The organism is Allobosea sp. FW305-C-101, assembly GCF_058783685.1.
Window position 1 is genome coordinate 78343 of the sequence record NZ_JBYSYT010000002.1, and the last position, 22348, is coordinate 100690.

Annotated in this window: 21 protein-coding genes; 8 read left to right on the forward strand and 13 right to left on the reverse strand. The window is 68.0% G+C overall.

Features of this window, described 5'->3' with window-relative positions:
- Positions 1–183: 183 nt before the first annotated feature.
- A complete protein-coding gene (gene ychF / locus AC3WMA_RS07825) occupies positions 184–1281 on the forward strand; it encodes a redox-regulated ATPase YchF (protein ID WP_492284840.1) in 1098 nt (365 codons plus the stop codon).
- An 11-nt stretch (positions 1282–1292) separates the two neighbouring features.
- Positions 1293–2306 carry a MaoC family dehydratase gene (locus AC3WMA_RS07830; RefSeq protein WP_492284841.1) on the forward strand — a complete coding sequence of 338 codons (1014 nt, stop codon included), beginning with the start codon at positions 1293–1295 and terminating at the stop codon, positions 2304–2306.
- 2 nt (positions 2307–2308) lie between these two features.
- On the opposite strand, the gene AC3WMA_RS07835 is transcribed toward AC3WMA_RS07830, so the two are convergent.
- The 9 genes from AC3WMA_RS07835 to AC3WMA_RS07875 form a co-directional block, all read right to left on the reverse strand.
- Positions 2309–3616 carry a sensor domain-containing diguanylate cyclase gene (locus tag AC3WMA_RS07835; protein WP_492284842.1) on the reverse strand — a complete coding sequence of 436 codons (1308 nt, stop codon included), beginning with the start codon at positions 3614–3616 and terminating at the stop codon, positions 2309–2311.
- A 53-nt stretch (positions 3617–3669) separates the two neighbouring features.
- On the reverse strand, positions 3670–4314 hold the full coding sequence (locus tag AC3WMA_RS07840) for a class II aldolase/adducin family protein (protein ID WP_492284843.1): 645 nt from the start codon (positions 4312–4314) through the stop codon (positions 3670–3672).
- Positions 4311–5420, reverse strand: coding sequence for an S-methyl-5-thioribose-1-phosphate isomerase (mtnA, locus tag AC3WMA_RS07845; RefSeq protein ID WP_492284844.1), 1110 nt, complete (start codon positions 5418–5420; stop codon positions 4311–4313). Before mtnA ends, AC3WMA_RS07840 begins: the two co-directional genes overlap by 4 nt.
- A gap of 6 nt (positions 5421–5426) precedes the next feature.
- Positions 5427–5954, reverse strand: a complete 528-nt coding sequence (locus AC3WMA_RS07850; protein ID WP_257731306.1) for an adenine phosphoribosyltransferase — start codon at positions 5952–5954, stop codon at positions 5427–5429.
- 71 nt (positions 5955–6025) lie between these two features.
- Complete coding sequence (locus AC3WMA_RS07855) at positions 6026–6904, reverse strand: S-methyl-5'-thioadenosine phosphorylase (protein WP_492284845.1); 879 nt, start codon at positions 6902–6904, stop codon at positions 6026–6028.
- Between the two features lie 236 nt (positions 6905–7140).
- Positions 7141–8019 carry a cytochrome c1 gene (locus AC3WMA_RS07860; protein WP_492284846.1) on the reverse strand — a complete coding sequence of 293 codons (879 nt, stop codon included), beginning with the start codon at positions 8017–8019 and terminating at the stop codon, positions 7141–7143.
- 7 nt (positions 8020–8026) lie between these two features.
- Positions 8027–9310 (reverse strand): cytochrome b, encoded by a 1284-nt coding sequence (locus tag AC3WMA_RS07865; protein WP_492284847.1) that lies wholly within the window; start codon positions 9308–9310, stop codon positions 8027–8029.
- A gap of 53 nt (positions 9311–9363) precedes the next feature.
- Positions 9364–9912: a ubiquinol-cytochrome c reductase iron-sulfur subunit gene (gene petA / locus AC3WMA_RS07870; RefSeq protein WP_492284848.1), complete on the reverse strand. Its 549-nt coding sequence runs from the start codon at positions 9910–9912 to the stop codon at positions 9364–9366.
- Between the two features lie 191 nt (positions 9913–10103).
- On the reverse strand, positions 10104–11969 hold the full coding sequence (locus AC3WMA_RS07875; protein ID WP_492284849.1) for an ABC transporter ATP-binding protein: 1866 nt from the start codon (positions 11967–11969) through the stop codon (positions 10104–10106).
- Between the two features lie 425 nt (positions 11970–12394).
- On the opposite strand from AC3WMA_RS07875, the gene AC3WMA_RS07880 reads away from it, so the two are divergent.
- From AC3WMA_RS07880 to hemF, 3 genes are all read left to right on the forward strand, one after another.
- On the forward strand, positions 12395–12985 hold the full coding sequence (locus AC3WMA_RS07880; RefSeq protein WP_492284850.1) for a hypothetical protein: 591 nt from the start codon (positions 12395–12397) through the stop codon (positions 12983–12985).
- A 142-nt stretch (positions 12986–13127) separates the two neighbouring features.
- On the forward strand, positions 13128–13625 hold the full coding sequence (locus AC3WMA_RS07885) for a tRNA (cytidine(34)-2'-O)-methyltransferase (RefSeq protein WP_492284851.1): 498 nt from the start codon (positions 13128–13130) through the stop codon (positions 13623–13625).
- Positions 13603–14529: an oxygen-dependent coproporphyrinogen oxidase gene (gene hemF / locus AC3WMA_RS07890; protein WP_492284852.1), complete on the forward strand. Its 927-nt coding sequence runs from the start codon at positions 13603–13605 to the stop codon at positions 14527–14529. Before AC3WMA_RS07885 ends, hemF begins: the two co-directional genes overlap by 23 nt.
- Here the strand turns inward: hemF and AC3WMA_RS07895 are convergent.
- The 4 genes from AC3WMA_RS07895 to AC3WMA_RS07910 form a co-directional block, all read right to left on the reverse strand.
- Positions 14526–15764 (reverse strand): CCA tRNA nucleotidyltransferase, encoded by a 1239-nt coding sequence (locus tag AC3WMA_RS07895; RefSeq protein WP_492284853.1) that lies wholly within the window; start codon positions 15762–15764, stop codon positions 14526–14528. The two genes, hemF and AC3WMA_RS07895, sit on opposite strands and share 4 nt — an antisense overlap.
- Positions 15761–16018, reverse strand: coding sequence for a DUF6111 family protein (locus AC3WMA_RS07900; RefSeq protein WP_492284854.1), 258 nt, complete (start codon positions 16016–16018; stop codon positions 15761–15763). The genes AC3WMA_RS07895 and AC3WMA_RS07900 overlap by 4 nt, the downstream gene beginning before the upstream one ends.
- Before the next feature lie 99 nt (positions 16019–16117).
- Positions 16118–16771: a CoA pyrophosphatase gene (locus AC3WMA_RS07905; RefSeq protein WP_492284855.1), complete on the reverse strand. Its 654-nt coding sequence runs from the start codon at positions 16769–16771 to the stop codon at positions 16118–16120.
- 5 nt (positions 16772–16776) lie between these two features.
- Complete coding sequence (locus AC3WMA_RS07910; protein WP_492284856.1) at positions 16777–17358, reverse strand: DUF1285 domain-containing protein; 582 nt, start codon at positions 17356–17358, stop codon at positions 16777–16779.
- A 204-nt stretch (positions 17359–17562) separates the two neighbouring features.
- Here AC3WMA_RS07910 and AC3WMA_RS07915 point away from each other — a divergent pair, with 204 nt between their 5' ends.
- From AC3WMA_RS07915 to AC3WMA_RS07925, 3 genes are read left to right on the forward strand one after another with little or no spacing between them, the layout of a single operon-like run.
- Entirely contained in the window at positions 17563–18585 is a 1023-nt protein-coding gene (locus tag AC3WMA_RS07915; protein ID WP_492284857.1) for an AAA family ATPase, read from the forward strand.
- Positions 18586–18589: 4 nt separating this feature from the next.
- Positions 18590–19507: a DUF58 domain-containing protein gene (locus AC3WMA_RS07920; protein ID WP_492284858.1), complete on the forward strand. Its 918-nt coding sequence runs from the start codon at positions 18590–18592 to the stop codon at positions 19505–19507.
- A 12-nt stretch (positions 19508–19519) separates the two neighbouring features.
- A complete protein-coding gene (locus AC3WMA_RS07925; protein WP_492284859.1) occupies positions 19520–22348 on the forward strand; it encodes a DUF4159 domain-containing protein in 2829 nt (942 codons plus the stop codon).

The following is a 22348-nucleotide window of genomic DNA, read 5'->3' on the forward strand; positions in this document are numbered from 1 at the left end:
GGCAACCCGCCCGATCCAGCACCTGCCCCCGTCCAGCCGCCATGCACGTTCGCGTGAGGCACACGGCCGCCATAAGGCGCGCGGCACTTGTCTTTATCGCGCAAGCCCCCCAATAAGGCCGCAACTTTCAAAGCTTCACGCCCGGCGGCAGCTACCCGCCACGGGCAACGGAACAGGCGATCCATGGGTTTCAAATGCGGTATCGTCGGCCTGCCGAATGTCGGCAAGTCGACCCTCTTCAACGCGCTGACGCAGACGGCCGCGGCCCAGGCTGCGAACTACCCGTTCTGCACGATCGAGCCGAATGTCGGTGACGTCGCCGTGCCCGACGAACGGCTGGAGAAGCTCGCCGCCATCGCCGGCTCCAAGGAGATCATCCCGACGCGATTGACCTTCGTCGACATCGCCGGCCTCGTGCGCGGCGCCTCGCGCGGCGAGGGCCTCGGCAACCAGTTCCTCGCCAATATCCGCGAATGCGACGCCATCGCCCATGTCGTGCGCTGCTTCGAGGATGGCGACATCACCCATGTCGAGGGCAAGGTCGCCCCGATCAACGACATCGAGATCATCGAGACCGAGCTGATGCTGGCCGATCTCGAAAGCCTCGAGAAGCGCGTCCTGCCGCTTGAGAAGAAGGCAAAAACCGGTGACAAGGAGGCCAAGGAACTCGCGGATCTGATGAACCGCTGCCTCGCCCTGCTGCGCGAGGGCAAGCCTGCCCGCCTCGTCCAGGTCGCCGCCGACGAGCGCAGGACCTTCGAGACGCTCGGCCTGCTCTCCTCCAAGCCCGTACTCTATGTCTGCAATGTCGAGGAAGCCGCCGCCGACAAGGGCAATGCCTTCTCCGAACAGGTGAAGGCCCGCGCGGCGGAAGAAAATGCCGTCGCTGTCGTGGTCTCGGCAAAGATCGAGAGCGAGATCGCCGTGCTCCCGACCGCCGACCAGAAGGATTATCTGGAGGCCGTCGGCCTCGACGAGCCCGGCCTGAACCGCGTGATCCGCGCCGGCTACGCCTTGCTCCATCTCGTCACCTATTTCACGGTCGGCCCGAAGGAAGCCCGCGCCTGGACGATCGAGAAGGGCACCAAGGGGCCGCAAGCCGCAGGCGTGATCCATACCGATTTCGAGAAGGGCTATATCCGCGCCGAGACCATCGCCTACGAGGACTACATCGCCAACAAGGGTGAGTCCGGCGCGCGCGAGGCCGGGAAGTTCCGGCTCGAAGGCAAGGACTATGTCGTCGCCGATGGTGACGTGCTGCATTTCCGCTTCGCGAACTGAGAAAGCCGGCGATGTCGTATTTCGAGGATTTCGTCCCGGGCCAGAGCGCACGTTCGCGCAGCCTCGGCGTCTCGCAGGACGATATCGTCGCCTTCGCCTCGCGCTATGACGCGCAGGATTTCCATGTCGACCCCGAAGCCGCCAAGACGAGCTTCGTCGGCCGCCTGATCGGCTCGGGCTGGCATAGCTGCTCCCTGCTGATGCGCCTGATGGCGGAGGATTTCCTGCTCGACGCCGCCAGCATGGGTGCGCCGGGCATCGAGGAGGTGAAATGGCTGCGCCCCCTCCTCCCCGGCGACAGCGTCAGCGCCCGCCGCACCGTGCTGGAGAGCAAGGCCTCGCGCTCGCGCCCCGAGATGGGCCTGGTGCGCTTCAAGCTCGAACTGCTGAACCAGCGCGACGAGCCGATCCTCGAACAGACCAACTGGATCATGTTCGGTCGCAAGGGCTCCGGCATCGGCACGCACCCGGCCGGCCCCTGGCTCGACCATGCGCCGATCTACGAGCGCCCGGCCGTCGAAAGCCCGCTGGAAGCCCCCGCCGCGCCACCGGAGCCGCCGCGTTTCTTCGAGGAGCTTTCGGTCGGCGACAGCCACGAGCTCGGCAGCTTCGTCTTCACGCCCGAGGAGATCGTCGCCTTCGCCCGCAGCTTCGATCCGCAGCCCTTCCATATGGATGAGGCGGCGGCGCGCAACAGCTCCTTCGGGAGGCTCGCGGCCTCCGGCTGGCACACGGCGGCCGTCTGGATGGCCTGCATGGTCCAGCATCGCAAGAACCAGCTCGCGGCGGCGCCGGACCGCCCCGCACGCCTCGGCCCCTCCCCCGGCTTCAGGAACCTGCGCTGGACCAAGCCGGTCTTCGCCGGGGACCGGATCACCTATCGCTCCAAGGTGATCGACAAGCGCGAAAGCGCCTCGCGTCCGCAATGGGGCCTGTTCTTCCACCGCAACACCGGCACGAACCAGCACGGCGAAGAGGTCTTCAGCTTCGACGGCTGCGTTTTCGTCGAGCGCAAGCCGGCCTGAGATCAGCCCGCTTTAAGACCAGCCGCCGCGGAGAGAGGCGAAGTCTCGATCCGGTCGCGGCCATTGCGCTTGGCGGCATAGAGCGCCGCGTCGGCATGGGCATAGAGCGCGTCGCCATCGAGCGGCCCGTGGCCGCAGCAGAGCCCGATCGACACCGTCGCAGCCTGCAATTGCGCATCGACCGCCCGCCAGGGCGCCTGCGCCAGCGCCTGCCGGATCGCCTCCGCGACCGCCATCGCCTCGCCCTGTGTCGCATCCGCGATCAGGACGCCGAACTCCTCGCCGCCGAGCCGCGCGACAAGGCGGGCCGCACCGGTCGGCGGGCCGGCGATGATCTGCGCCACCAAGCGCAGGCAGGTATCGCCGGCGACATGGCCGAACTGGTCGTTGATCGCCTTGAAGTGATCGACATCGACGATCAGCAGCGCCAGCGACTGCGGGCGCGCCGCTTCGCTGGCGAGACACTCGATGAAGCGGCGGCGATTGGCGAGACCGGTGAGACCATCCGTCTGCGCGAGCTTGACCAGCTCGGCATTGGCCTCGCGCAAGGCATCCTGCGCGCTGATCAACGCGGCCTGCTGGCGCTTCGCCGCCGTCGTGTCGGCGTGGATGAAGCAGCTCAAGCCCTCCAGCGTGTGCCGGGCGACGACGCGCCGCCAGCGTTGGCCGGGCAATTCGATCTCGAAGGGCGCGCCGTCATAGCGCAGGCCGTTGAGGATGCTGGCACGCAGGCCCGCAACGGCCGAGACGCCGCGCCAGCACTCGCTGACGATCTCGTCGAACTTCAAGCCGACGACCAGCGTGTCGGCCGGGATATCGTAGAGGTCGCGGAAGGCGTCGTTGGTGGCGATGATCCGATCCTCGCTATCGAGGAGCATGGCGCCATCGGGAATGAAGCGCAGCGCCTCGAAAGCGGGCAGCAGCGCGTCGGTCACGGCACCGGTCCGGCTTGGCGCCTCCAGCATCTGCCACATCCGCACCCGCCCGCCGCAGGGCGCCAGCAGCGAGGTCGCGCGTAAGCGCCGGCCGTTATGCAGGAATTCGAAGGCCTGCGTCTGGTTCTCGTGCCGCGCCATGCCCTCGGCGATGTAGCGATCGATATCGTGCATCTCCTCGGGCGCGAGCCTGAGCGTGTAGAAGCGCCGGAGGTTCTCGATATAGGGCTCGCCGGGGTAGATCAGCCCGTCGTCTTCAGGGAAGAAATGCAGGAACGTGCGATTCCAGCCCACGGCACGATGCTCGGCATCGTACTCGCAGACGCCGACCGACAGCACATCGAATGACTCGTGCAGGTAGCGCGAAACGATCATGCGCCACCCTATGGTGGTAGTATTTAACGGAGCGTAAGACGATTGGGGCCAGCTCAACCGACCTTGCCGTAACCCGCGAATTTGGCGCCGACGCGCTCCATCTCGGCCGCATCGAGGATGACCGGCGCGATCCCCGCCGCCAGGATATCGAGATACTGCCCGGCGAGGTTCTCGACCTCCGCGACGATGGTATGAGCACCCGCGAGCGTCTGGCCTAGCGCGATCACGCCATGGTTGGCGAGCAGCACGGCCTTACGCCCCTCCAGCGCCTTCACCGTGTTCTCCGCAAGCTCCGGCGTGCCGAAGGTGGCGTACTCGGCGCAACGGACATCGGCGCCGCCGCAGAGCGCGATCATGTAATGGAAGGCCGGGATGCCGCGCCGCGTGCAGGAGAGCGCCGTGGCACGCGGCGAATGGGTATGCACGATCGCCTGCGCATCCGGGCGCGCCTTGTAGATCGCGACATGGAAGGGCCATTCCGAGGACGGCTTGCGGCTGCCGCCGAGCACCGTGCCGTCGAGCCCGAGATGGATCAGGTCTTCCGGCTTCGTCTGCGCATAGGGCAGGCCCGAGGGCGTGATCAAAAGGCCGTCGCCGAAACGCGCGGAGACATTGCCCGATTTCGACGGGCAGAAGCCCGCCCGGTCGATCGCCTGCGCGACCGCGACGATCTCCTGCCGCAGTTCCTGCTCGGTCATGTCCTGTCCCTGTACGCCAGATCGGGAAAGAGCTGCGCGAGGCCGTCAGGACTGGCCGCGCAGACACCGCGCTCGGTGATCAGCCCCGTGACGAGCCGCGCCGGCGTCACGTCGAAAGCGGGGTTGGCCGCACCGCTGCCCGGCGCAACGACGCGCACGGTCCTGACCTCGCCGTCATCTGCGAGCCCCGAGAGATGCGTCACCTCCCGCGCCGCGCGCTCCTCGATCGGGATATCGGCGAGGCCGTCGCGGATGCTCCAGTCGATCGTCGGCGAGGGCAGCGCCACATAGAACGGCACGCCGTTGTCATGCGCGGCGAGCGCCTTGAGATAGGTCCCGATCTTGTTGGCGACATCGCCGGAAGCCGTGGTCCGGTCGGTGCCGACGATCACCATGTCGACCTGCCCGCGCTGCATCAGGTGGCCGCCGGCATTGTCGGTAATCACGGTATGCGGCACGCCATGAGCGCCGAGCTCATAGGCCGTCAGCGCCGCGCCCTGGTTGCGCGGCCTGGTCTCGTCGACCCAGACATGGACGGGGATGCCGGCATCGTGGGCGAGGTAGATCGGAGCCAGCGCCGTGCCCCAGTCGACCGTGGCAATCCAGCCAGCATTGCAATGGGTAAGGATATTGACCGGCGCGCCGACGGGTTTCCGCGCCGCGATCTCCGCGATCAAGGGCAGGCCGTGCTCGCCGATCGAGCGGCACAGCGCAACATCCTCGTCGCAGATGGCAGCGGCCTCGGCATAGGCCGCCTCGGCACGCGCCTCCATAGACAGTGAAGCCAGGGCGCCGCGCATCCGTGCCAGCGCCCAGTGCAGATTGACCGCGGTCGGGCGGGTCGCGCCAAGCAGCGCGAGTGCAGCCTCCAGCGCCGCGTCTGAGGCATCGGTCCGCATGGCAAGCGCGACGCCATAAGCCGCCGTAGCGCCGATCAGTGGCGCGCCGCGCACGACCATGCTGCGGATCGCATCCGCCGCCTGCTCGGCCGTGCCCAGCGCCACCGTCTCGAAGCGGAAGGGCAAACGCGTCTGGTCGATCACCACGACGCGCCAGCCATCCTGCGCGAGCCAGATCGTCCGGTAATGCTGGCCGTTGATCTTCATGACCGTTCAGTCGCCCGCGAAGGAGACCAGCGTCCGCACAGGCACGCCGAGCCGCCGGATCTTGTCGGCGCCGCCGAGCTCGGGCAGGTCGACGATGAAACAGGCCGCCACGACCTCGGCACCCAAGCCGGCGAGCAGGTTGACCGCCGCCTCCGCCGTGCCGCCGGTCGCGACGAGGTCGTCGACCAGCAGGACGCGCTCGCCCGGCTGCACCGCGTCGCGATGGATCTCGATCTCGTCGGTGCCGTATTCGAGCGCATAGGTCGCGCGCAGCGTCTCGAGAGGCAGCTTGCCCTTCTTGCGCACCGGAATGAAGCCGGCCGAGAGCTGATGCGCCACCGCCCCGCCCAGGATGAAGCCGCGCGCCTCGATCCCCGCGATCTTGGCGATCTTCAAGCCCGCGAAGGGCTGCACCAGCTCGTCCACCGCGCGACGGAAGGCCCGCGCATCGCCGAGCAGCGTGGTGATGTCGCGAAAGACGATACCGGGCCGGGGATAATCCGGGATAGCGCGGATGCTGTCGGCGAGGTTCATGGGCACCGTCTCATACGGATCGACGGACGCCTTGGTCGGACGCCGGGCCGGCTTCGTCAAGGGCGCCGTCATCACGCCACCTTGAGCACCCGTCCTGCGACGGCATCGAGCTTCGCCAGCAGGGCCGGATCGCGGAAGGCCGCCGCCGTCACGATGGCGTTGTCGAGCGCGTTGTGGGAGCCGGCGGGGCATGGCTCGCGCTGCGCCGGGAAATCGGCGGCGAGCCGCGCCACGAGGCGCCGCGCCTTGTCGGCATTCTCATGCAGAACGGCGATGACCGAGGCGACATCGACGGCGCCGTGCAATTCGTGCCAGCAGTCGTAGTCCGTCACCATCGCAACGGTCGCATAGGTGATCTCGGCCTCGCGGGCGAGCTTGGCCTCGGGCATCGCGGTCATGCCGATCAGGTCGTAGCCGAGCCCGCGATAGGTCGTGGATTCCGCATAGGTCGAGAATTGCGGGCCTTCCATCGTGACCAGCGTGCCGCCACGCACGAAGGGCAGTTCCTCGGCTTGCGCCGCCTCCGCGATCCGCGCCTGCAGGGCGGGGCCGACCGGATGGGCGACCGAGACATGGGCGACGCAGCCCTTGCCGAAGAAGGAGTTCTCGCGCCGGCTCGTCCGATCGACGAACTGGTCGACCAGCACGAACAGGCCGGGATAGAGCTCGGCCTTGTAGGAGCCGCAGGCCGAGAGCGATACGAGATCGGTCACGCCCGCCCGCTTCAGCACGTCGATATTGGCGCGGTAGTTGATCTCGGAGGGCGGGATCGAATGGCCGCGGCCGTGACGCGGCAGGAAGACGATCTTCGTCTGGCCGATCCGACCGATCCGCAGAACGTCCGAAGGCTCGCCCCAGGGGCTTTCGATACGCTCCTCGCGCAGGTCGGTCAGGCCCGGCAGATCGTAGATGCCCGATCCGCCGATGATTCCGAGAACGGCTTCGCTCATGGTCGATTCCCTCTTGCGGCGCGGAAGGGACCATCTTTCGATGACGGTCGCAATACGATGGGGCAGGATGCCGTCATGCTCGGGCTTGACCCGAGCATCTCCTGCCGGAGGAAGTTCCGGGATTTCCTTCTGTCCGAGATTCTCGGGTCTACGCTTCGCTTCGCCCGAGAATGACGGGCGTCATAACGAAAAAGGCCCCGTCGCCGGGGCCTTTTACAGAATGATATCCAGCCGGATCAGTGGGCCGCCGAGCCATCCGGCATGCGCGACCACACCTTCTTCTTGGTGTAGTAGAGCAGCCCCGCGAAGATCACGAGGAAGAGCATCACCTGCAGGCCGATGCGCTTGCGCGCCTCGAGATGCGGCTCCGCCATCCACATCATGAAGGCGGTGACGTCGCGGGAGTACTGGTCGACGGTCTCCGGCACCGGCGACTTGCCATCCGGCCCCTTCGGATACTCGACCTGACCGTCCGCCAGCGGCTTCGGCATCGCGATCAGGTGGCCTGGCATGTAGCGGTTGTAGTTCTGCCCCGGCAGCAGGGTAACGCCTGCCGGCGGGTCCTCGTAGCCGGTCAGCAGGGCGTGGATATAGTCCGGTCCCTGCTCCTGATACTGCGTGAACATGTCGAAGATGAAGGTCGGGAAGCCGCGGGTATAGGTCCGCGCCTTGGCCAGCACCGAGAAGTCAGGCGGATAGGCGCCGCCCTGGGCCGCACGAGCGGCCTGCTCGTTCGCAAACGGCGAGGGGAAGCGGTCGGCCGGGCGGCCGGGCCGGTCGAACATCTCGCCGGCCTCGTTCGGGCCATCCTTGATCTGGTAGGTCGCCGCGAGCGCAGCGACCTGGCCCTGCGTGAACTCGGGGCCGCCGGGCTGCGACAGGTTGCGGAAGGCGACGAGGCTCGCGCCATGGCAGCTCGCGCAGACCTCCTTATAGACCTTGAAGCCGCGCTGCAGCTGGGCCCGGTCGAACTTGCCGAACGGTCCAGAGAACGACCAAGTGAGCGCCGGCGGCTTGGGGCCGGCCTCGGCGGCCTGCGCGGCCGGCTGGACGAGCGCCAGCGAGAGGCCGGCGGCGAGCCCGGTCAGGGCGAGACGAAACGATGTTCTGCTCATGGTTCCGTCAGCCCTTGACGCTCGGTTCGGCAGCGGTGGCGGTCGCGACGCTGGCCGCCGACCCGCCCTTGGCGGAAGCGAGCACGGCGTCGGCGATCGAGGTCGGCAGCGCCTTCGGCCGCTCGAACAGGCCGACGACGAAGAGAGCCACGAAGAAGCCGAAATACAGCACGGTGAAGATCTGCGAGGCGATGACGTAGCCGCCCTCAGCCGGCATGGCGCCAAGATAGCCGAGGCCGATGCAGACCACGACGAAGGCCCAGAACAGCTGGCGCCCGATCGGCCGGTAGCTCATCGACTTGACCTTGGAGGTGTCGAGCCAGGGCAGGAAGGCGAGCACGACGATGGCCGCGCCCATGGCGAGCACGCCGCCGAGCTTGTCGGGAATGGCACGCAGGATCGCGTAGAACGGCAGGAAGTACCATTCGGGAACGATATGCGCCGGGGTCGAGGCCGGGTTCGCCGGGATGTAGTTGTCGGCATGGCCCATGAAGTTCGGCTGGTAGAACACGAACCAGGAGAACAGGATCATGAACACGACCATGCCGAAGATGTCCTTCACGGTCGCATAGGGCGTGAACGGCACGGTGTCCTTCTGGACGTTCTTCACCTCGACGCCGGTCGGGTTGTTCTGGCCGACGACATGCAGCGCCCAGATGTGCAGCACGACGACGCCGAAGATCATGAACGGCAGCAGATAGTGCAGCGAGAAGAAGCGGTTCAGCGTCGGGTTGTCGACCGAGTAGCCGCCCCACAGATAGGTGACGATCGTCTCGCCGATCACCGGCAGCGCCGAGAACAGGTTGGTGATGACGGTCGCGCCCCAGAAGGACATCTGGCCCCAGGGCAGCACGTAGCCCATGAAGGCGGTGGCCATCATCAGCAGGAAGATGACGACGCCCAGAATCCAGAGCACCTCGCGCGGGGCCTTGTACGAGCCATAATAAAGCCCGCGGAAGATGTGCACGTAGACGGCGATGAAGAACATCGAGGCGCCGTTGGAGTGCAGGTAGCGCAAGAGCCAGCCGTAGTTCACGTCGCGCATGATGTGCTCGACGGAGTTGAAGGCCATCGACGCGTGCGGCGTGTAGTGCATCACCAGGATGATGCCGGTGATGATCTGCGCCACCAGCATGAACACGAGGATGCCGCCGAAGGTCCACAGGTAGTTCAGGTTGCGCGGGACCGGATAGGACACTGCCGAGTCATGCGCGAGGCGGATGATCGGCAGGCGCGCGTCGAGCCAACGCTCGATACCGGTCTTCGGGACGTAGGAACTGTGACCACTCATGAAGAATGCCTCAAGGCTGTCTCATCTTGGCGGGAAAGCGTCGAGCGCATTGCTCAGCCGATCCGGATCTTGGTGTCGCCGTTGAAGGCGTAGGGCGGCACCGGCAGGTTGAGCGGCGCCGGGCCCTTGCGGATGCGGCCGGAGGAATCGTAGTGCGAGCCGTGGCAGGGGCAGAACCAGCCGTCGTAGTCGCCCTTCGATTCGCCGGGCGCGGTGCCCAGCGGAATGCAGCCGAGATGGGTGCAGTTGCCGAAGATGACGAGGAACTGCTCGTGGCCGGCCTTGGTGCGCTGGGCATCCGTCTGCGGGTCGCGCAGCGTGGCGACATCGACCGCCTTGGCCTCCTCGATCTCCTTCTTGGTGCGATGGCGCACGAAGATCGGCTTGCCGCGCCAGAACAGCTTGATTGCCTGACCTTCGGCGATCGGAGCCAGATCGACATCGACCGGGGCACCGGCAGCGACCGTCTGCGCGTCGGGCGCGAGCTGGCTGATCAGGGGGATGACAACGGCACCGACGCCTACGGCGCCTGCGGCGCCGGTCGCGAGCATCAGGAAATCGCGGCGGGTAGTTCCGGTCGATGTATCGGTCGCGTGAGCCACGATCCAATCCTCTTACACGTCTTGCGAGCTGGAACAGCTCGAAATTATCGCCTCTCGCCCTCATTAGGGGCGCGCCGCGACCGCCGCAATGCGGCGGTGCGTCACCTTCGGCTCTTTGACATGCAGATTGGACGAAGTCTACTGTCGCGAACGCCCCGCTATGCATGGCGCACAGGCGGCGGTGGAAGGCGTCAGACGGCGAGCTTTTCCGGATCCGCAGCGGCCAGGAATCCACCCGACTGGCGCGCCCAAAGCCGGGCATAGAGCCCGCCCCGCGCGATCAGCTCGTCATGGCTCCCGATATCGGCGATCCGTCCGCCGTCGAGCACGATCAGCCGGTCCAGCGCGGCGATGGTCGAGAGCCGATGCGCGATCGCGATCACGGTCTTGCCCTGCATCAGCACCGCGAGTTGCTCCTGGATCGCCGCCTCGACCTCCGAGTCGAGCGCCGAGGTCGCCTCGTCGAGGATCAGAATCGGCGCGTCCTTGAGCAGCACGCGGGCAATCGCGATGCGCTGTCGCTGCCCGCCCGAAAGCTTCACGCCGCGCTCGCCGACGCGCGAATCGAAGCCCTTGCGGCCATCCTGATCGCCGAGGCCCTGGATGAAGTCATGCGCCTCGGCCTGCTGCGCCGCGAGCGCGATCTCGGCCTCGCTCGCACCGATCCGGCCATAGGCGATATTGTCGCCGATCGAGCGGTGCAGCAGCGAATTATCCTGCGTCACCATGCCGATCTGGGCGCGCAAGCTATCCTGCGTGACATGGGCGATGTCCTGCCCGTCGATCAGGATGCGCCCGCCTTCGAGCGGATAGAGCCGCAGCAGCAGGTTCACCAGAGTCGACTTGCCGGCCCCTGACGGGCCGACGAGGCCCACGCGCTCGCCCGGCCTGATCTGCAGGTCGAGCCCCTCGAACAGCCCCTGTCCGCGGCCATAATTGAAGCGAATCTTGTCGAAGCTGATCGCGCCCTTGTCGACGACGAGCGGCACGGCATCGGCCGCATCCGGCAGGTCATGCGGCTTGGCGATCGTCTCCATGCTCTCCTGCACGGAGCCGATATTCTCGAAGATGCCGCGCACGAGATGGATCAGCCAACCCGACATCTGCACCAACCGCAGCACCAGCCCGATCGCGGCCGCGACCGCACCCGGCGTCATCTCGCCCTGGCTCCAGAGCAGCAGCGCGAGCCAGGCCGTCGCCACCACGAGCAGGCTGTTCATCGTCTGCAGGATGACGCTGACGCCGGTGATCAGGCGCGACAGGTTGAGGAAGGAGGCGTTCCACCGCGTCAACGAGTCGCGGACAGCCGAGCGCTCGGCATCGGCCCGCGCGAACAGCTTCACCGTCAGGATATTCGTATAGGAATCGACGATGCGACCCGTCGTCGTCGAGCGCCCCAGCGAATTCGCCTCCGAGCGCTGCTTCGCGCGCGGCACGAAATAGATCAGCAGCGCGACATAGGCCGAAAGCCACAGGATCACCGGCAGCGCCAGCCACAGGCTCGTCTTGCCGAAGAAGCCGATCGCGACCGTGGCGAAGACCAGCGCGTACCAGAGATCGTCGATCACCTCGATCGTCGCGCCGCGGATCGACTGGCCGGCCTGGATGACGCGGGCGGACAGCCGCCCGGCGAAATCGTTCTGGAAATAACCCAGCGCGTGACCGAGCGTGTAGACATGGTTGCGCCAGCGGATCTGGTTGGTGATCTGCGGCACCACCACCTGATCGACGATGGCGTGGTTGGCGAAATAGATCAGCGGCCTGACGACGACGAGCAGGAAGGCCGCGCCCGCCAGGAGCCAGCCATGATCGCGGAAGATCGTCTCGGGCGACTGCGTCGAGAGCAGGTCCACGAACCAGCCGACCATCAGGTACATCGCCGCCTCGATGCCGCTGAAGCCGAGGCCGGTCAGCATGATCAGGGCCATCCAGCCCTTCACGCCCTTGATGTGGTGCCACATGAAGGGCCAGACGCCGCGCGGCGGCGTCTCCCGCTCGTCGAACGGAGCGAAGACGTCGATTCGGCTTTCGAGCCAACGGAAGAGCGGAGCGAACATGCCTGCTTCGCTAACGGGAATGAGAGGGCGGAACAAACGACAATTCGGGATACCGGCTTTCCCGTGCCATCTCTTGTCAGGACTCGGTCGGGCAGGCGTCGCCGCAGACGCAGCTAGGCGCACCGGGTGGCGGGATTAGGGCAAGGGCAAAGAGTCCAACCGCTCGGGAGCGGATACAGGCGATAAAGATCGAATAATCATAAAATCATCACGACGACGTATAGCGCCCGATATCCTTCAGAAACATTCCAAAGGAACCCGAAAGCAACGGGCCCTGTTCTCGGCTGCGTAGACTAACCGCCAAGGAGAGAGCCATGCGGCTGCGAATACTCGGCGCGTTGAGCGCCTGCACACTTCTCGCTGCTTGCAACAGCGTAGCTGAATATACCTCGTTCGATGGATGCGACGGCCTGCGCGGAGCGGCCATGAGCAAATGCCTCAAGCTCGCCGCATCCTATAGCCCCACGGTGAGTTCGCGCGGCGCGATGACGGGGCCTGGTTCGAGCGTCAATCCGGGAAGCCCTGGTGGCCCGGGCACGCCCGGCAACCCGAACAATCCGAACACCCCCGGCGGTCCCGGCTCCCCCGGTGGCGGAACCTCGGGGGGCATTCTCGGCCTCGGGCTCGGCCTGGGCGCCAATGGCGGCGGGCTCGGCGCCAATGCCGGAGCCAATGCCGGGTTGGGCTCGGGCGGTCTTGGTGTCGGAGCCGGCGCGAATGCCGGTTCCGGTGGTAGCGGCGTCGGCGCGGCCGCAGGGGCCAGTGCCAGCAATGGCGGCATCGGCGCCGGTGTGGGCGCCGGGGTGGGCAATGCCAGCACGGGCGGCGTTGGCGCCGGAGCCGGTGCCGGCATCGGCAGCGGCGGCATCGGGGCCGGCCTTGGTGCCGGACTCGGCGACGCCACGGGCGGCCTGGGGGCAGCGGCAGGCGTTGGCATCGGCGGTGACGGGGTCGGGGTCGGCGCGGGCGTCGGCAACTCCTCGGGCGGCCTCGGAGTCGGTGTCGGCCTCAACTGATCCGCAGAACCACGGAACCGGGAGCGCTCGTCGGCGGCAAGCCGTAAAGCCCTCCCGGTTCAACGCCGACCGGCGAGCGCGAGCAAGCCGTACCCATCTGCCGGCCTTGACGTCTCGCAGCGCGACCCGTCATCACCCCGGCATGCTTCGTCTCGCCCTTTTCCAGCCGGACATCCCGCAGAACACCGGGACGATGATCCGCATGGCCGCCTGCCTCGGCCTCGCCGTCGATATCGTCGAGCCGGCCGCCTTCGACGTGTCGGACCGGCATTTCCGCCGCTCCGGCATGGACTATCTCGAACGCGCCGCCGTTGCCCGGCACGATTCCTTTACGGCCTTCGACCAGTGGCGGCGCGAGCATGGCCATCGCCTCATCCTTGCCGAGACCGACGGCGCGATCCCGCTTCCGGATTTCCACTTCCAGCCCGGCGACATCGTCCTGCTCGGGCGCGAATCGGCTGGCGTGACGGGCGAGGCCCGAGCGGCGGCGGACACCAGCCTCCACATTCCCATGCGCGCGGGTTTGCGCTCGCTCAATGTCGCACTGGCGGCAGCAATGGTAATGGGCGAGGCATTACGGCAGACAGGCGGCTTCCCGGGCCGCGATGGAACAGACGATGACCACCTCGAAACCCGCTGAATCCCCGCCCGCCGATCCGGTTGTCGTCGAAGCGCTGAAGTCACGCGCGGCCGCTTGGTTCGAAAGCCTGCGCGATCGCATTTGCACCGCCTTCGAGGCGGTCGAGGACGAGGCCGCCGGCCCCTTCCCGCCCGAGGCGGAGACGGCCGGGCGCTTCGTCCGGACGCCCTGGCAGCGCACCAACCATGACGGCGCGTCCGGCGGCGGCGGTGTCATGTCGATCATGAAGGGTCGCGTCTTCGAGAAGGTCGGCGTCCATGTCTCGACGGTGCATGGCAGCTTCCACCCCGATTTCGCGGCGCAGATTCCGGGCGCGGCGCAGGATCCGCGCTTCCATGCCACCGGCATCTCGCTGATCGCCCATCCCTGGAACCCACACGCGCCGACCGTGCACATGAATACGCGCTTCGTCGTCACCACGAAGCCCTGGTTCGGTGGCGGCGCCGACCTGACGCCGGTGCTCGACGCACGCCGCGATCAGGACGACCCCGACGCGCGCGATTTCCACGCCGCGATGCGCCGGCCCTGCGATGATCACCCGGCGGTGGCGGATTACCCGCGCTTCAAGACCTGGTGCGACGAATATTTCTTCCTGAAGCACCGCAACGAGCCGCGCGGCATCGGCGGCATCTTCTACGACTATGTCTGGACCGGCGATGTCGAGGCCGATCTCGCCTTCACCCGCGCCGTCGGCGAGGCCTTCCTCGGCAGCTATCCCGACATCCTGCGCCGCAATATCGGCAAGCCCTGGAGCGAGGCCGAGCGCCAGGAGCAGCAGGTCCGGCGCGGCCGCTATGTCGAGTTCAACCTGCTCTACGACCGCGGCACGATCTTCGGCCTGAAGACCGGCGGCAATGTCGATTCCATCCTGTCCTCGATGCCGCCGACGGTGCGCTGGCCTTAAGGCCACGCTTGCTCGACCGCTTGGTCGAGCAACGCGAACTGGGCCTCAGCCGAAGCCGGGGAACCGGCTTCGATCCAGCCTCGCCGGGCCGCATCGAGGGCCCGCCCGACGCTCGGTCCGGGCGCGATACCGCGCCCGATGACATCCTTCCCCGTCGGAAGGAAGGGCGGCGTCCGGCCGAGCTCGGCAATGAGCTGCTGCACACCGTCCCTGCCCTCGCCCTCTGCCGACGCATTGAGCAGGACGAGCGCCGCAGCGGCCGCGTCGTTCCCGGCGTCATAGGCGACATGACGCAGCGCCACGATGCCGGGCAGACCCGCTCGGCCGCCCAGAGCCTCCAAAGCCCGTGCGATCCGCTCGATCCGGTCGAACTCCTCGTTCGAAAGCCGCAACCGTTCGCGCAGGCGCAACGCGTCCTCGCCGACGGAAACCGCCAGCGCCGCCAGCCGAAACGCTGGGTGAACACCCGCGCCGTCATCTCCCGCGATCGCGGCGAAGCGCGAGAGATGCGGCACGCCGCCGATCACCGGCATCAAGAGCCCGGCGCCGGCGATCGCTCCGATCGTCGCGACAACGCCGGGCGCCACCAGCAGCTTCAGCACTTCCGCCCGCACCCGTTCGCGCGACAATCCGGCGAGCCCCTCGCGGCCGGCAATGCAGGCGCTCAAGCCCTCGGCATCGGGCGCGCCGACACCATAGCGGGCATGGAAGCGGAAGAAGCGCAGGATGCGCAGGTAGTCCTCGCGGATTCGGGCCGCGGCATCGCCGATGAAGCGCACGCGTCGCCGGGCGAGATCGTCGAGCCCGCCGCAATAATCATGGAGCGTGCCGTCCCGGCCGAGCCCGAGCGCATTGATGGTGAAGTCGCGGCGCAGCGCGTCCGCCACGAAATCGCGGCCGAACACGACCTTGGCCCGGCGCCCATCGGTCTCGACGTCGCGCCGCAGCGTCGTCACCTCGAAGCTAGAGCCGTCCGCGACGAGCGTGACCGTGCCATGCTCGATCCCGGTCGGCACCGCCTTGAAGCCGGCCGCCTTGCCGCGCCGCATCGTCTCCTGCGGCAAGGCGGTGGTCGCAAGGTCGATATCGCTCGCAGGCTCGCCGAGCAGGAGATTGCGCACCGCGCCGCCGACGACACGGGTTTCCTCGCCGTCACCGTCGAGCGCCGACAGCAGCCGCGACAATACCGGCTGGGCTAGGAAGCGCGCGATCTCGCCGGCGCGGTGCCCGCTCATTTGAAGCGGCCGGGCACCAGCACCCCGTTCTCCATATGCGGCGGCTCGTAGGCACCCTTGCTCCGCGGCGCGATCAAGCCACCATAGACCAGCACGGCGATGGCCAGCAGGAAGCCCACGACCGCCAGGCGGAAGACATGCGGGCTCCAGTGCTCGACATCGAAGGGGTTGCGCCGCTTGATGACGAGATAGCCTGCGAAGATGCAGAAGGGCAGGACGAAGAGCAGAACCTCTTCGATGATCGCGCGCAGCATCGCTTCGTTATTCCCGGGCGCGTCATCCGCGCAGACACAAGTTTACATCGCCGCATCGGATTCGTCCGAAAAGTGCATTCCACTTCTCGATCCGATGCTCTAGCCCGCCAGCCGCTCATAGAGATTGCGGATCATGCCGGCGGTCGCGCCCCAGATATAGCGACCCTCGAACGGCATCGCATAGTAGGTGCGGAAATGCCCCTTCCATTCGATTCCCTCGCGCTTGTGGTTGGCGGGATCGAGCAGGAAGGAGAGCGGCGTCTCGAAGGCCTCGTCGACCTCGTTATGGTTGATCGTCAGCGAGAAGGGCGGCTCGACCAGCGCCACCACCGGCACGATCCGATAGCCGGTGCCGGTGAGATAGGCATCGAGGAAGCCGAGCGTGCGAATATGCGAGCGCGACAGGCCGATCTCCTCCTCGGTCTCGCGCAAAGCCGTGACGACCGGCGAGCCGTCGACGGCATCGACCCGCCCGCCGGGAAAGGCGACCTGCGCCGAATGATTGCGAAGCGCCGCGGCCCGCTGCGTCAGCAGCACGGTCGGCCCCTCGGGGCGCGGCACGATGCCGATCAGCACGGCAGCCGGGACAGCGCGCTTCTCATCGGGGATCGGTACGGATGCCGACTGATTCTCATGGTCGCCGCGCGGCCGGCTGATGACATCGCCCAGTAGGGGCGGCTCGGCCCGCAGGCGTTCGCGCGCCAGCGCCGCAAAACCCTCGCTGCTCAGGTTGAGGGCGGTTTCCGATCTCATCAATGCTAGATGCCCTCGATCTCGCTCGCCGGCAGAGCCGGATAGAACTGCCCTGCGGCGGCAACCCCAAACATGGCCTCGCCTTCGACATCCTTTACTTCGCCGAGCGCCAGCAGGTCATAGGTCAGCGCCCGCGTCAGCCGGGCCCAGAGGCCGCGCCGGACATGGACATAAGGTGTCAGCCCGTCCTGTGCAGCCCGCACGAAACGCAAGGCGTGGTCCGGCCCGACGCAGACGAGATCGTCGACCTGCGTCCGGAACGCGAGCGTCCGAGCGTCGCCCTCACCATCGACCTGCATCTCGACGGCCTGGAACGGCGCGTCGTCGACCGTGATTCCGACCTTCTCGACCGGGGTCACGAGAAAGTAATCGTCGCCCTCGCGCTTCAGCACCGAGGAGAACAGCTTCACCAGCGCCGGCCGGCCGATCGGCGTACCCATGTAGAACCAGGTGCCGTCGGCAGCGATGCGCATGTCGAGATCCCCGCAGAACGGCGGGTTCCAGCGCTCCACCGGCGGCAGGCCGCGCGCCTTGCCGCCGCCGAGCGAGGCCATCAGGCGTTCCATCGCATGGCCCGGTCCCGTCATCGAAAGGCCAATCCCCACTTGCTGCGGCATCGTGCTTGCATCGCGTTTCCGCCTTGAACTCCACATAATCGTGAAGCCGAGTTGATGTGTACCATTCCATTCGGCGCTTGAGCCGCCGTGATGGCCCGTCCACACTGAACGGCCGAACGCATCGACGGTTCGCATGGCGGCGCAACGGCCCGCGACAGAGTGAAGGAGACCGACATGGCGGCGCAAGTCCGGGCAAACGAGAGCACTTCGCCGATCGACCTCGACACAGGCATCGTCGAGGCGGCCGAAGCCGCGCTCGGTGCCATCGGCGCGGCGCGCAAGGAGATCGGCCAGGTCATCTTCGGCCAGCAGAAGGTCGTCGATCTCTCGCTGGTGACGCTGCTCTCGGGCGGCCATGGCCTGCTCGTCGGCGTTCCCGGCCTCGCCAAGACCAAGCTCGTCGAGGCGATGGGCACCGTGCTCGGCCTCGCGGCCCGCCGTGTCCAGTTCACGCCCGACCTGATGCCCTCCGACATCCTCGGCTCCGAGGTTCTCGACGAATCGAGCGACGGCAAGCGCCATTTCCGCTTCATCAAGGGCCCGGTCTTCGCCCAGTTGCTGATGGCGGACGAGATCAACCGCGCCTCGCCGCGCACCCAGTCGGCCCTGCTCCAGGCGATGCAGGAGCACCATGTCACTGTCGCCGGCGAGCGCTATGACCTGCCCGCCCCCTTCCACGTGCTGGCGACGCAGAATCCGATCGAACAGGAGGGCACCTATCCGCTGCCCGAAGCCCAGCTCGACCGCTTCCTGCTCGAGATCGATGTCGGCTACCCCGACCGCGAGGCCGAACGTCGTATCCTGCTGGAGACGACCGGCGCCGCCGAATACAAGCCCTCCCCGGCGATGACCTCCGAGACGCTGATGTCGATCCAGCGCCTCGTCCGCCGCCTGCCGGTCGGCGACGCCGTGGTCGAGGCGATCCTCGATCTCGTCCGCTCCGCCCGCCCCGGCGAAGGCGAGGCTTCGGTCACCGACAAGCTCTCCTGGGGTCCGGGCCCCCGCGCGAGCCAGTCGCTGACGCTGGCGGTGCGTGCCCGCGCCCTCGTCGAGGGCCGGCTCGCTCCCTCGGTCGACGATGTCGCGGCGCTCGCCATTCCCGTTCTGAAGCACCGCGTCGCGCTGACCTTCGCCGCGCGCGCCGATGGCGAGACGGTCGAGGGCCTGATCGGCAAGCTCGTGGAACGGCTGGGATAGGCCGATGTTGCGCACGCGCGTCCTGGGTCCTGGCGAAAGGCGGCCATCGCGGCCGGTCCTCACGGAATCGCTCGACCTCGCCGCGCGCCTGCCGCGCCTGATCCTGGAGGCGCGCCGCGTCTCCGCCAGCATCCACGGCATCCATGGCCGGCGCCGCTCCGGCCCGGGCGAGACCTTCTGGCAGTACCGCCCGCTGGTCGCCGGCGAATCGGCCTCGCGGATCGACTGGCGCCGTTCCGCCCGCGACGGCCATCTCTTCGTCCGCGAGCGCGAATGGGAAGCCTCGCATTCGATCTGGCTCTGGATCGACCGCTCGCCCTCGATGGGCTTCGCCTCCTCGCTGGCGATGACCTCGAAGCTCGATCGCGCATTGGTCGCCGGCTTCGCCCTGGCCGAGACGATGGTCGAGGGCGGCGAACGCGTCGGCCATCTCGGGTTGACCCGTGCCTTGGCCTCGCGCCGCATCGTCGAGATGCTGGCGCAGGCGATCCTCGCGGACGAGCGCAACGCCTCCTCCGACCTGCCGCCGGAAGCGCCGCTGCCTCGTTTGGCCGACGCGATCATCATTACCGACGGGCTCTCGCCCGCTTCCGCTCTCGCCCAGCGGATCGCCACGCTCGCCTCGTCGGGCGCACGCGGCCATGTCCTGCTGATCGCCGATCCGATCGAGGAGACCTTCCCCTTCAGTGGACAGGCCGAGCTCTTCGAGCTCGAGGACGGGCTGACCCTGCGCGTCGGCGATGCCGGCGCCTGGGGCGATGAGTACCGCCAGCGTCTCGCCGCCCATCGCGAGGCCATCGCGGAAGCCTGCCGCAAGGCCGGCTGGACCTTGACGCTGCATCGCACCGACCGGCCGGCCAGCGAAGCGGTGCTGCGCATCGCGAGCCTCGTCGCCGCCTCGCGCAGCGCCTCGGGCCTCTGAGGGGAAACGCCGATGCTCAGCGCCCTGCCCTTCAGCTTTACCGCCCCGCTCGCTCTCGCCGCGCTCGCCTTGCTGCCGGCGCTCTGGCTGATCCTGCGCGTCACGCCGCCGCGCCCGCGCCGCATCGATTTCCCGCCGCTCAAGATCATGGCGGACCTGATCGCCAAGCGCGAAACCCCGGCCCATACGCCCTGGTGGCTGCTCGCCTTGCGCATGGCGATCGCAGCGCTCGCCATCCTCGCCGTCGCCGGCCCGGTCTGGAATCCCGTGCGGAATGCCGCCCCTTCGCGCGGCCCGATCCTGCTCCTGATCGATAACGGCTTCGGCGCCGCCACCGACTGGGCCGAGCGCGTCTCGGTCGCCGAATCACGCATCGCCGCCGCGACCCGCGAGGGCCGCCCGGTCGCCGTGCTCGGCCTCGCCGAAGCACCAGCCGCCATCGCATTGGCCGAGCCGCGCATCGCGCTCGATCGCTTGCGCGCGCTCCCGCTCCAACCGCATGCGCCGGATCGTTCCGCGCATCTCCAGCGCATCGAGGCCTTCCTGCAAGGCTCTCCCTCGGCCGAGATCGTCTGGGTTGCCGATGGGCTCGCCGTCTCCGACGATGGCAGCTTCCTCGCGCGTCTGAAGCAGGACGCCGAGGCCCGCCGCCTCGCTGTTCATGCCGCCCCGGCCGCACACCTCGCGCTCTCCGCGCCCGAGAATCTAGCCGGTGCCCTGACCGTCAAGGTGCTGCGCCCGACCCCAAGCGCCGCCGCAACGGGTCAGGTCCGCGCGCTCGATCTCAAGGGCCTGCCGCTCGGCAACGCGCCCTTCGTCTTCGAGGGCAACAACCTCGAAACCACCGCCCGCCTGACCTTGCCGATCGAGGTTCGCAACGCCGTCTCGCGGCTGGAGATCGTCGGCGAGCGCAGCGCCGGTGCCGTGGCGCTGCTCGACGACCGGGCCAAGCGCCGCCGCATCGGTCTCGTCTCCGGCGCGACCGCCGACACCGCGCAGCCGCTGCTGTCGCCGACCTATTACCTCTCCCGCGCCCTCCAGCCCTTTGCCGAGATCCGCGAACCGCGGCAGGGCTCGACCGATCCGATCGGCGAATTGCTGGCACAGAATCTCTCGGTTCTCGTTCTCGCCGATATCGGCGCGCTCGATCGCGAGACGGCCGAGAAGGTCACGAGCTTCGTCGAGCGCGGCGGCGTGCTGCTGCGCTTCGCCGGGGCTCGCCTCGCCGCCGCTTCCGACGACCTGACGCCGGTGCGCCTGCGCCGCGGCGGCCGCACGCTCGGCGGCGGCCTGTCCTGGGAGAGCCCGCGCAAGCTCGCGCCCTTCACCCGCGAAAGCCCCTTTTTCGGCCTGACCATCAGCGACGACATCCGCGTCAGCCGCCAGATCCTGGCCGAGCCGGAGCCCAACCTCTCGCGCAAGACCTGGGCGGCGCTGGAGGACGGCACGCCGGTCGTCACCGGCGAGCGGCGCGGCGACGGCCTCATCGCCATGGTCCATGTCACCGCCGACACCACCTGGTCGAACCTTCCGCTCTCGGGCCTCTTCGTCGACATGCTCCGCAAGATCGTCAATCTCGCCGGGAACGGCCCCGCCGCAGTCGAGGCACAAGCCGACGACGCGCGCGTCGAGACCCTCTCGCCGACCCGCGTGCTCGACGGTATCGGCCAGTTCCGCTCGGCCCCCGCGACCGCCCAGCCGGTGGCGCGCAACTATGCCGGCCGCGCGACGCTCGCCCACCCGCCCGGCCTCTACGGCCCGACCGACGGCTCGCTCGCGGTGAATGCGCTGACGCCGGCCGACACGCTCGCAGCGCTCGACCTCGCCAGCCTCGGCGTCGCCGTGCTGCCGATCGACGAGCCGGTGGCGCGCGACATCCGCCCGCTGCTCCTCGTCCTCGCGCTACTCCTGCTCGTCGCCGACACGCTGGCGACGCTCTGGCTCGGCGGGCGCCTCAGCTTCGCCCGCCTGCGCAAGGTCGCCGCGCCGGCCGCGATCCTGCTCGCGCTCGGCGCCTCCTTCGCGCTGGCGCCCGATACCGCCCACGCCCAGCAGCCCGCCCCGAACGCGCAGGCCGATACCCGCCCGCCGATCCCGCGCGCCCTGCTTGCCAATGGCGCGCAGACGCGGCTCGCCTATGTCGTCACCGGCGAGACATCCGTCGACAACATGTCGAAGGCCGGGCTCCTCGGCCTCAACACGGTGCTCGGCGCCCGCACGGCGCTGGAGCCGGGCGAGCCGGTCGGCGTCAGCGTCGAGCGCGACGAACTCGCCTTCTTCCCGGTGCTGTACTGGCCCATCGTCGCCGGCCGGCCGTTGCCTTCGGCCGAGACGCTGCGCAAGCTCGAAGCCTATATGAAAGGCGGCGGGCTCGTGATCTTCGACACCCGTGACGCCATGAGCGCCCGGCCCGGCGGCGGCACCACGCCCGAGGGCGACCAGCTCAAGCGCATGCTGCAGACGCTCGATATTCCCGAGCTGGAGCCGCTGCCGCGCGACCACGTCCTGACCAAGACCTTCTACATCCTCGACGAGCTCGTCGGCCGTTACGACACCGGCACGACCTGGGTCGAGACCCTGCCACCGGCAGACAGTGACGGGCGCCGCCCGGCCCGCGCGGGCGACAATGTCTCGCCGATCATCATCACCGCCAACGACCTCGCCTCCGCTTGGGCGATTGATCGTCGCGGCGAAGGGCTGGTGCCGCTCTCCGGCGGCGACCCGCGCCAGCGCGAGATGGCGCTGCGCGCCGGGGTCAACCTCGTGATGTACGCCCTCACCGGCAACTATAAGGCCGATCAGGTCCATGTCCCGGCCCTGCTCGAGCGATTGGGACAATAG

Coding starts and splice junctions, on each gene's coding strand:
- AC3WMA_RS07900 (WP_492284854.1), bottom strand. CDS start 16,018: ATGCTGCGCGCGATCATCGAAGAGGTTCTGCTCTTCGTCCTGCCCTTC.
- AC3WMA_RS07920 (WP_492284858.1), top strand. CDS start 18,590: ATGTTGCGCACGCGCGTCCTGGGTCCTGGCGAAAGGCGGCCATCGCGG.
- AC3WMA_RS07875 (WP_492284849.1), bottom strand. CDS start 11,969: ATGTTCGCTCCGCTCTTCCGTTGGCTCGAAAGCCGAATCGACGTCTTC.
- AC3WMA_RS07895 (WP_492284853.1), bottom strand. CDS start 15,764: ATGAGCGGGCACCGCGCCGGCGAGATCGCGCGCTTCCTAGCCCAGCCG.
- ychF (WP_492284840.1), top strand. CDS start 184: ATGGGTTTCAAATGCGGTATCGTCGGCCTGCCGAATGTCGGCAAGTCG.
- hemF (WP_492284852.1), top strand. CDS start 13,603: ATGACCACCTCGAAACCCGCTGAATCCCCGCCCGCCGATCCGGTTGTC.
- AC3WMA_RS07925 (WP_492284859.1), top strand. CDS start 19,520: ATGCTCAGCGCCCTGCCCTTCAGCTTTACCGCCCCGCTCGCTCTCGCC.
- AC3WMA_RS07835 (WP_492284842.1), bottom strand. CDS start 3,616: ATGATCGTTTCGCGCTACCTGCACGAGTCATTCGATGTGCTGTCGGTC.
- AC3WMA_RS07885 (WP_492284851.1), top strand. CDS start 13,128: ATGCTTCGTCTCGCCCTTTTCCAGCCGGACATCCCGCAGAACACCGGG.
- AC3WMA_RS07840 (WP_492284843.1), bottom strand. CDS start 4,314: ATGACCGAGCAGGAACTGCGGCAGGAGATCGTCGCGGTCGCGCAGGCG.
- AC3WMA_RS07860 (WP_492284846.1), bottom strand. CDS start 8,019: ATGAGCAGAACATCGTTTCGTCTCGCCCTGACCGGGCTCGCCGCCGGC.
- AC3WMA_RS07850 (WP_257731306.1), bottom strand. CDS start 5,954: ATGAACCTCGCCGACAGCATCCGCGCTATCCCGGATTATCCCCGGCCC.
- AC3WMA_RS07910 (WP_492284856.1), bottom strand. CDS start 17,358: ATGACGGGACCGGGCCATGCGATGGAACGCCTGATGGCCTCGCTCGGC.
- AC3WMA_RS07830 (WP_492284841.1), top strand. CDS start 1,293: ATGTCGTATTTCGAGGATTTCGTCCCGGGCCAGAGCGCACGTTCGCGC.
- mtnA (WP_492284844.1), bottom strand. CDS start 5,420: ATGAAGATCAACGGCCAGCATTACCGGACGATCTGGCTCGCGCAGGAT.
- AC3WMA_RS07905 (WP_492284855.1), bottom strand. CDS start 16,771: ATGAGATCGGAAACCGCCCTCAACCTGAGCAGCGAGGGTTTTGCGGCG.
- AC3WMA_RS07880 (WP_492284850.1), top strand. CDS start 12,395: ATGAGCAAATGCCTCAAGCTCGCCGCATCCTATAGCCCCACGGTGAGT.
- AC3WMA_RS07865 (WP_492284847.1), bottom strand. CDS start 9,310: ATGAGTGGTCACAGTTCCTACGTCCCGAAGACCGGTATCGAGCGTTGG.
- AC3WMA_RS07855 (WP_492284845.1), bottom strand. CDS start 6,904: ATGAGCGAAGCCGTTCTCGGAATCATCGGCGGATCGGGCATCTACGAT.
- AC3WMA_RS07915 (WP_492284857.1), top strand. CDS start 17,563: ATGGCGGCGCAAGTCCGGGCAAACGAGAGCACTTCGCCGATCGACCTC.